The sequence below is a fragment of the Lentilactobacillus senioris genome (genome assembly GCF_026798195.1).
GTDB lineage: Bacteria > Bacillota > Bacilli > Lactobacillales > Lactobacillaceae > Lentilactobacillus > Lentilactobacillus senioris_A.
In genome coordinates this window covers 84,045-92,266 of record NZ_JAPQEZ010000005.1, presented here as the reverse complement: position 1 = coordinate 92,266, position 8,222 = coordinate 84,045, and the positions used below count along the sequence as shown (strand labels likewise).

Sequence of the window (8,222 nt, the reverse complement as noted above, 5' to 3'; positions counted from 1 at the left end):
TTTGTTTTCATCGAATATTTTGTTCAGTTTTCAAAGGTCTACTTACATTGCTAAGAACTTATTTATCTCTTAAGCAACGTGTTATATCATATCATCAGAAGCGCTTGTCGTCAACTACTTTTTAAAATTAATTTTCAAAAGCTTTTCATTGATGTGTTACCCGTCGCAACCGACAAGAACTATTAAACCACATACTAGCGGAGAGCACAAGCCCTTTTTGTAAATTAGTTTCATTTTTCAAGATGTATTCCTTTACATTCCATTGAAAGGGGATTAAATTGGAATTGTTCTAACTAAATCAAAGGAGTAAAGCCATGTTAATGACCAATTCTAAAATTATCGCTGCTTGTTTCACCATATTATATGCGATTTTAATTTATTTAGTATTTGCTGGGCAAATGACCGCGGCTATGTATGTAATGGCGATCGGCATGTTTTTAGAATCCCTAACCTGCCTAATCAACTGCTTTCGTAAATAACTAATACATAGGAGGAACCGTAATGAACTCAACAATTCACGATTACTTTTTTGATAAAACCGCCTTTGATTCCCATGACGGTGCATATATTCACTTACAACAACCAGATACCCCGGAAACGCCACTAAATGTTCCGGCAATGTTGACCCCCGACAAAGTAGATGGCGATGATATCTACTATACTTTAACTGCTCAAGAAGGTACTACCCAACTACTTACCGGAGCAGTTACCAAAACCTGGGGCTATAACGGTTCTTTATTAGGCCCTACCGTTTTATTTGAAACTGGTAAAACCTACCATATTACACTAAAAAACGTCCTCGACGAAGTCACCACCTTTCACTGGCACGGCTTAAACATTGTGGGTCCATACGATGATGGCGGTCCCCACGCCCCTGTTTACCCAGGTGGCGAACGTAAAATTACATTTACCGTAGACCAACCTTCAGCTACATTGTGGCTTCATCCCCATCCATGTCCAGAAACTGCGCGGCAAGTTTGGAACGGATTGGCTGCAATGGTACTAATCAAAGACGAACATGAACGATCATTAAACCTCCCAGCCGACTGGGGCGTAAACGACATTCCGGTTATTATGCAAGACAGAACCTACTATGATAATCAACTTGACTACCAAAAAAGTTATGATGTTGATGGTACCCTTGGCGAATACCCATTGATCAACGGGACCCTCAACCCATACTTTGAAGTTACTAGCCCGATCGTGCGCTTGAGATTTTTAGACGGTTCTAATAGAAGAGAATGGCGGCTACATTTCAGTGACAACCATCCTTTCACCCAAATTAGCAGTGACGGTGGTCTCCTTCCTCAACCAGTTGAATTCGACCACTTAATGCTAACTACCGCCGAACGAGCTGATGTCTTAGTTAACTTCTCTGATTATCAAGAAGGAGATATTGTCACCCTTCAAACCGATGATTTGTCATTTTTGACTTTTAAAATCGGCAAGTTTGCCCCTCAAGATTTGAGTTTACCGGAAACTCTGGCTATAATGCCTGATTTAACCCCTGATGATCCCGAACCTACCTTCCACACCGTTATGTCAGGAATGGATGACGAGGTTCGCTTAGATGGCAAATTATTTGATATGCAACGAATCGATACCCGCCAAGAACTAAATAAAGTCGCTCTCTGGGAAGTTACTAACACCAACGATATGGATGATGGTATGATTCATCCCTTCCACGTTCATGGTTGCCAATTCCAAGTGCTTAAACGAGATGGTCACGACGTTTACGCTAACGAACACGGTTGGAAAGACACCATCGGCGTTAACCCCGGAGAAACCGTCTTGATCAAAATTCAATTCACCAAACCCGGCGTTTTCATGTATCACTGCCATATTCTGGAACACGAGGATACCGGAATGATGGCTCAGATTGAAATTTACGATCCTAAGCACCCAGTTAAATACCATTTACTATCAATGGACGAAATGATGCATGATCCAAATATGAAGTAATTGAATTGAAACTAAAAAGAGGTAGTAGTGATCAACATTGACCACTGCTACTTCTTTTTGATTATTCTGAATGTTCTCGATCTTCTAAAAAGTTATAGAGGCCAAAAATCGTTTTATCCGTTAATTCAATGGGCTTACCATCAACAGCCGCATCTACCACCACGTAATAGTCTTCTAAGTCCGGTACTTCTAATTGTTGGTTAGCTACAAAATCCTTTGCAGAAGCATAGTTAATTTCCGCTGGTTCGCCACCATCTGTATACACAATTTCAAGCATCTCGGTCACTTTCTTTCTATATGATGATTGAGTAATTAACCTTGATTGTAAAGCATTAGTGCCAAAATACAAATTAAACGACTTACAAAATAAAACAGGACTCAATGCTAACTAGCGGAGTCCTGTTTTATTTTAATTATTTCACCCGAGCTAAGAAATACTTCTTCTTGCCTCGTCTAACAATTACGAACCGACCGTCAAAATGATCAGCTGGGTTAATAGTAGCGTCAGTGTCAGTCACTTTTTCACCGTTAATCCGGATGGCACCGTTAGAAACATCTTCGCGGGCTTGCCGCCGTGAAGGTTCAATCCCAGTCACATCTACTAACCATTCTACGATGTTAGCTGGTTCACTGGTTACGTCCACAGTAGGCATGTTCTTAAAGCCTTGTTCAATTTCGGCAGCGGTTAAGTTAGCGACGTCACCAGAGAATAAGGCAGCAGAAATATGTTCAGCTTCCGCCACTGCGTTTTCACCGTGAACAAAGGCAGTAACTTCTTCAGCCAAACGGCGTTGAGCAGCCCGTTTTTCAGGTTGAGTCTTCACTTGTTCTTCTAAGTCTTCGATTTCAGCTTGGGTTAAGAAGGTGAAGTACTTCAAGTACTTGATTACATCCCGGTCATCTTGGTTCAACCAGAATTGGTAGAATTCGTAAGGTGTGGTCTTATCGGCATCTAACCAAACGGCTCCCCCGGCAGTTTTGCCAAATTTAGTACCATCGGCCTTTAACATTAACGGAATCGTTAAGCCGTAAACGCCAGCATTGGGTCCTTCAACCTTATGGATCAAATCAATTCCGGCAGTAATGTTGCCCCATTGATCGGCACCACCTAATTGAACTTGAACTTCGTTATTTTGGTAGAGGTGCAAGAAGTCGATAGATTGCAAAATTTGGTAGGTAAATTCTGTGAAGGAAATTCCGACTTCTAACCGGCTAGCCACTACTTCTTTGTTTAGCATGGTATTAACGTTAAAAAGCTTACCGTAGTCTCGCAAGAAATCTAGAAGTGATAATTGAGACAACCATTCATAGTTATTGACGATATCAAATTTACCGTCGCTACCAAACAACCCAGTTAGTTGCTTAGTAAGGGCTTGTTCATTATGGTGAACTTGGTCCATGGTTTGCAAAACTCGTTCAGAGTTCTTACCACTTGGATCACCAATTGAACCAGTTCCCCCACCGATCACGATTACTGGTTTGTGACCGGCTAATTGGAATCGTTTCAAGATCATGAAGGGAATTAAATGTCCGATATGCATACTGTCACCAGTAGGATCGATTCCCACGTAAATTCCCACGGATTTGTCGTTAACTAATTCGTATAAACCGTCGTGATCGGTTTCTTGGTTAATGGCGCCCCGCCACTTTAAATCATCTAAAATATTCATCAAAAGTTCCTCCTAAATAAAAAGTCCCCAACATCAATTGATGTCAGGGACGAAATTTTCCGCGTTACCACCCAGGTTATTATCAAATAAGATAATCGCTTCATTAGCATTGATAACGAAATGACCCGGATTTTAAATTGCTCCCAAATTGTAATTTCAAAGATTAGTTTGGCTAACTTGCAGCGTCCGTTAGCTTTCTATTTGGCCCCTAACCTTCTACTCTATTTGCTCAACGCAATATGATATTTTCATCTTACGGGGTATCACTATAAATGTCAATCACATCAAGCCATACTGGCGGGTAAAATTAAATTGGTTAACGGTACTGTATTCAACTGAGCTAAGCCGATCGTAGCCAACGTAAGCCAACATCCCCAAAATTAAAATATTTTGCCCAATACCGTTGGGCACCGCTTCGGTAAACGCTAGTAACATGTTAATCGCAAATAAGCAGGCTATATCAGTTTGATTTAATTTGATCATATGATTAATTGCCCGTTGCATAACCCAAACAAATAATAGCAACATAATTAGCCCACCAAAAACTAGAATTCTAATGTAGGAACTGTCAATTCCATATCCGACACCATCCATCACGTAGTACTTACTAATTTTGCCACCTAATAGTGTAATTCAGGTTTGCTTTAAATAAAATTGACCGATATCTACCCGATTGGCTAAAAGCCCATTTAATTTTATATAAGCAGTACTGCTCTTAGGTAGATACATAATGAAGACATCAATCACTGCTACTAATGGAACAAATACTCGCAAGACGGTATTTAAGATTCGCCGAATTACTTGATCTACCTTAGGTGCGTGTTGATTCAACAACTGTAAAATATAACAACCAAAAATTGCCAATAAGGCTAACATTGTTGAAGTTCGAGAATTAGTTAGGTAGTTATAATATAACGTGATTCCAGTTAAGATGGCTATTTCCCACCAAACTAGCCGACGATAGCGTAAGTACATCCACTCCAAGATTACAAATAAAACCATGACCATCAACATATTAGGATGATAAAAACCGAAACTGTGACGCACAATTTGAATTCCGCCCATGCTGTCATAACGATAAATCAAAACATCTTGAGAAATTCCCTGCCAGGCTAAGATATTAGCAAATAAAATCATTCCTAATCTAAGTCCTAGATCCCACTTAATTAGTTTATTTAAGTCGATATCTAAGCTAGCGTACGCAAATAAAAAGAACGGTACCATATATATGAAGCCGTTTTGAGCTCCAATAAAACTACTTAGTAACAAAACCACTGCCATTTCAATACTTTGCTTAAGAGTCCGAGAGCTACAACACAGTACCACTACTAGTCCCAAAATGATAAACACTGCTAGGTTCGAAAAGCCATCCATCAAAGCTAAAATATTTGGGGATGTAGCCCGTGTTAGGTTAGCCAAATATTGTTTAAAAGATGCTAGTAAAACTAAAAGTATGTATAAACCACTTTTATTTTTTCTTATCCATAATCCCAATTGCATGATTTTCCCCCTCTTTATCTAATTCCATTATAGCAAACCTTTGCTTTTGATCCTGTAATTATTTCTCATTTGCTTCAAAGAATAGATCCATAAGCAACTTAATTGTAATTACTATTTGAAAGCGCTAAGCTTTGGATATTAAAGTTAGTAGTTCAAATGTAGAGGAGGAAAATAGTTATGAGTGAAACAATTAATTCAGGCGTTGCCATGGTTCAAACTCTAGAAAGTTGGGGAGTTAATCACGTTTACGGCTTACCTGGCGGAACCGTTAATAATTTAATGTACGCCTTAGATGCCGAAAAAGACAACATTAACTTCATTCACGTTCGCCACGAAGAGGTCGGAGCTATGGCGGCCAGTGCGGATTACAAAATTGCAGGCCAAATCGGGGTAGCCATCGGTTCAGCTGGCCCCGGTGCCACTCATTTACTACAAGGAATTTATGACGCCAAGATGGATAAAGTTCCCACGCTTTACTTAGTAGGGCAATCTCCACAAGGCGACATGAACTTTGATGCCTTTCAAGAAATGGACGAGGATCCGCTCTTCCAAGACGGGGCAGTTTATGCTAGGACGGTAACTACCGCAGTTAGTCTGCCTCACGTAGTAGATGAAGCTATTCGAAGAGCCTATGCATATAATGGTCCCGCTGTTGTTATCATTCCTAACGATTTAGCTGGTCAAGAAATTCCAGTTAAAGGCAATTATTCTTCGGCTAATGCTCACCGCTACAACCACTTAGCTGCTCCCAATGATCAAGATATCAAATCCTCGCTTAAGTTAATTTCTGAAGCTAAACGGCCGGTAATGTTTGTCGGAATTGGAACCAAAAATGACGCGGATGCGGTCATGGAACTCTCAACTAAATTACAAATGCCCGTGATCACTTCCGCTATTGCCAAAGATATTATCCCTACTGATTTTGAAGCTCTATTAGGTTCTTCTATGCGAGTAGCTTCTAAACCGGCCAACGAAGCCTTGTCTAAAACAGACTTAATTTTGTTTATTGGTTCTGACTTGCCATTTGGCCAAATTGAATTTAGGCCCGAAGTTAAATTCATTCAAATCGATTCCAACCCAGCTAAGTTAGGAAAACGACATCATGCAGACATTGCCATCCTAACTGATGCTTCTGAAGCCTTAACCAAATTATTGGACTTAAGCACTCCGGCAGCTAAATCTGATTGGTACGCTGCGAACGTGGCAAACGTGACTAACTGGTGGCAATATCTAGATCACCTCATGGATCGCACGGCTGATCCAATGAGAGTTGAACCAGCCTTCAAACAACTCAACCGAATTGCCGACCCAGATGCCGTCTTCTCTATCGATGTTGGTCAAGTCGATCAAAATGCGGTTCGGATGTTGAAGATGAACGGTCAACGCCGTTGGTTTACTTCTGGCTTATTTGCTACGATGGGCTTTGGCCTTCCTGGGGCGTTAGCCGCTGCCTTACAATATCCGGGACGCCAAATCTTTAATCTCACTGGTGACGGAGCCTTCTCTATGATTATGCAAGATTTAATCACTGAGCGCCGTTACCATTTACCAATTATTAACGTTGTCTTTTCTAACGACGTCTTGGGCTTTATTCAAGACGAACAAGAAGATGAAAAGCATGAATTTTTCGGAATTGATTTGAACTCGATGGATTTTGCTCAAATCGCTGAAGCTCAAGGAGTAAAAGGCATCACGGTTACTAAGATGAGTGAACTTGAGGCCGCCTTTGATCAAGCTAATGAGATAGCTCAGGCCGGTTCTCCAGTTTTAATTAACATCCATATCTTAGATGAACGACCAATTCCAGTTGAACACTTACAATTAGATCCTAACCAATTTAGTGAAGACCAAATTAACGCCTTTAAAAAACGCTACTTAGCTGAAGATCTGCAACCACTTAGTTACTTCTTAGATCACCAAAAATAAATAATGTGATCAGTTCAAATCTGCTATAATAACGCAGAAGGGACTGATAACGATGGGATTTTCTCCTAAATTAATTTTGGCAGATATCTGCTTAATTATTTCCATTTTATTAGCTTGGTACATCCAACGATCTGAACCAACCACTACTATTCGGGTACTATTAATTATCGTAGCCGTAATCTGTTTAGGAATTTCTATTTGGATTAATTTTGCCAATGCTAGGGATAAACGCAAATCAAAATAAAAGGACTTAACTAAACCGTTAAGTCCTTTTGTGTATTATAATAATTAATCTTCTCGCCAACTATGATAGATATTAACTAATCCATCCGTACTTTCGTCACCTAGACCAGCATCGTTGACCATTCGATCATATAATTGCTTAGCTAATTCAGTAGCCGGTAAATTTAGTTTCATTTCGGCGGCCACGTCCAAAGCAATTTTAAGATCCTTCAAAAAATGTTTAGCATAAAAGCCGGGTTGGTAATCGCCCTTTAATACTCTAGGACCATAATTTGCCAAACTCCAATTTTGGCCGCCACCGTTATCAACGGTTTGAATCACTTGTTGCAAATCCAAACCGGCTGCCTTAGCATACACCAACATTTCACTCATTCCAGTCATCGTCCCGGCAATCATAATCTGATTAGCCATCTTAGCATTTTGGCCCGCTCCAGCAGTACCAAAGTAAGTGATCGATTTGCCTAACACTGAAAATAACGACTGCATTTTTTGATACGTGGCTTCTAAACCGCCCACCATAATGGTAAGAGTGGCGTTTTGAGCTCCTACATCCCCACCGGAAACCGGGGCGTCCAATACTTCTACCCCCTGTTTTTGGCCCTCAGCAAAAATCTGTTGAGCGATTTTGGGTGAACTGGTAGTCATATCAATCAACACCTGACCCGCATGAACTTGTTTGAAAATTCCGTTATTTCCAAAATAGACACTTTTAACGTCATTAGGAAACCCCACCATTGTAATTACCACGTCAGATTGACTAGTCACTTCGGCAGGTGAATCAGCCCACGTAGCTCCTGCATCTAGTACAGCTTGCGCGTGTTCTTTCGTACGGTTAAAAACCGTCACCGTAAAATCAGCCTTCAACAAATTTTTAACCATGGCACTTCCCATAACTCCAGTACCAATAAATCCAATTTTCAT

Annotated in this window: 9 protein-coding genes; 4 read left to right on the top strand and 5 right to left on the bottom strand. The window is 40.4% G+C overall.

The annotated features are described in order from the left end of the window. The first annotated feature begins 314 nt into the window (after positions 1-314). The gene (locus tag OXT66_RS07790) at positions 315-479 is read left to right on the top strand and encodes a hypothetical protein (protein ID WP_268596806.1); all 165 of its coding nucleotides are present in this window, start codon (positions 315-317) and stop codon (positions 477-479) included. Between the two features lie 22 nt (positions 480-501). Beyond that, positions 502-1,962, top strand: a complete 1,461-nt coding sequence (locus tag OXT66_RS07785) for a multicopper oxidase family protein (protein WP_268596805.1) — start codon at positions 502-504, stop codon at positions 1,960-1,962. 61 nt (positions 1,963-2,023) lie between these two features. Here OXT66_RS07785 and OXT66_RS07780 read toward each other — a convergent pair whose 3' ends face one another. The 4 genes from OXT66_RS07780 to OXT66_RS07765 form a co-directional block, all read right to left on the bottom strand. Further along, a complete protein-coding gene (locus OXT66_RS07780; protein WP_268596804.1) occupies positions 2,024-2,239 on the bottom strand; it encodes a hypothetical protein in 216 nt (71 codons plus the stop codon). Between the two features lie 136 nt (positions 2,240-2,375). After that, positions 2,376-3,632 carry a tyrosine--tRNA ligase gene (tyrS, locus tag OXT66_RS07775; RefSeq protein ID WP_268596803.1) on the bottom strand — a complete coding sequence of 419 codons (1,257 nt, stop codon included), beginning with the start codon at positions 3,630-3,632 and terminating at the stop codon, positions 2,376-2,378. A gap of 279 nt (positions 3,633-3,911) precedes the next feature. Further along, positions 3,912-4,160 carry a hypothetical protein gene (locus OXT66_RS07770; RefSeq protein ID WP_268596802.1) on the bottom strand — a complete coding sequence of 83 codons (249 nt, stop codon included), beginning with the start codon at positions 4,158-4,160 and terminating at the stop codon, positions 3,912-3,914. A gap of 105 nt (positions 4,161-4,265) precedes the next feature. Further along, entirely contained in the window at positions 4,266-5,132 is an 867-nt protein-coding gene (locus tag OXT66_RS07765; RefSeq protein WP_268596801.1) for a hypothetical protein, read from the bottom strand. A gap of 177 nt (positions 5,133-5,309) precedes the next feature. On the opposite strand from OXT66_RS07765, the gene spxB reads away from it, so the two are divergent. Together spxB and OXT66_RS07755 are read left to right on the top strand one after the other, a co-directional pair. Then, on the top strand, positions 5,310-7,058 hold the full coding sequence (gene spxB, locus OXT66_RS07760) for a pyruvate oxidase (RefSeq protein ID WP_268596800.1): 1,749 nt from the start codon (positions 5,310-5,312) through the stop codon (positions 7,056-7,058). A 52-nt stretch (positions 7,059-7,110) separates the two neighbouring features. Then, positions 7,111-7,302: a hypothetical protein gene (locus OXT66_RS07755; RefSeq protein WP_268596799.1), complete on the top strand. Its 192-nt coding sequence runs from the start codon at positions 7,111-7,113 to the stop codon at positions 7,300-7,302. Positions 7,303-7,346: 44 nt separating this feature from the next. On the opposite strand, the gene OXT66_RS07750 is transcribed toward OXT66_RS07755, so the two are convergent. Further along, entirely contained in the window at positions 7,347-8,222 is an 876-nt protein-coding gene (locus OXT66_RS07750) for an NAD(P)-dependent oxidoreductase (protein ID WP_268596798.1), read from the bottom strand.

Bases quoted from the DNA above. Each gene is read 5' to 3' on its own strand.
- tyrS (WP_268596803.1), bottom strand. From the start codon at position 3,632: ATGAATATTTTAGATGATTTAAAGTGGCGGGGCGCCATTAACCAAGAA.
- OXT66_RS07770 (WP_268596802.1), bottom strand. From the start codon at position 4,160: ATGTTGCTATTATTTGTTTGGGTTATGCAACGGGCAATTAATCATATG.
- OXT66_RS07755 (WP_268596799.1), top strand. From the start codon at position 7,111: ATGGGATTTTCTCCTAAATTAATTTTGGCAGATATCTGCTTAATTATT.
- OXT66_RS07750 (WP_268596798.1), bottom strand. From the start codon at position 8,222: ATGAAAATTGGATTTATTGGTACTGGAGTTATGGGAAGTGCCATGGTT.
- OXT66_RS07765 (WP_268596801.1), bottom strand. From the start codon at position 5,132: ATGCAATTGGGATTATGGATAAGAAAAAATAAAAGTGGTTTATACATA.
- OXT66_RS07785 (WP_268596805.1), top strand. From the start codon at position 502: ATGAACTCAACAATTCACGATTACTTTTTTGATAAAACCGCCTTTGAT.
- OXT66_RS07780 (WP_268596804.1), bottom strand. From the start codon at position 2,239: ATGCTTGAAATTGTGTATACAGATGGTGGCGAACCAGCGGAAATTAAC.
- OXT66_RS07790 (WP_268596806.1), top strand. From the start codon at position 315: ATGTTAATGACCAATTCTAAAATTATCGCTGCTTGTTTCACCATATTA.
- spxB (WP_268596800.1), top strand. From the start codon at position 5,310: ATGAGTGAAACAATTAATTCAGGCGTTGCCATGGTTCAAACTCTAGAA.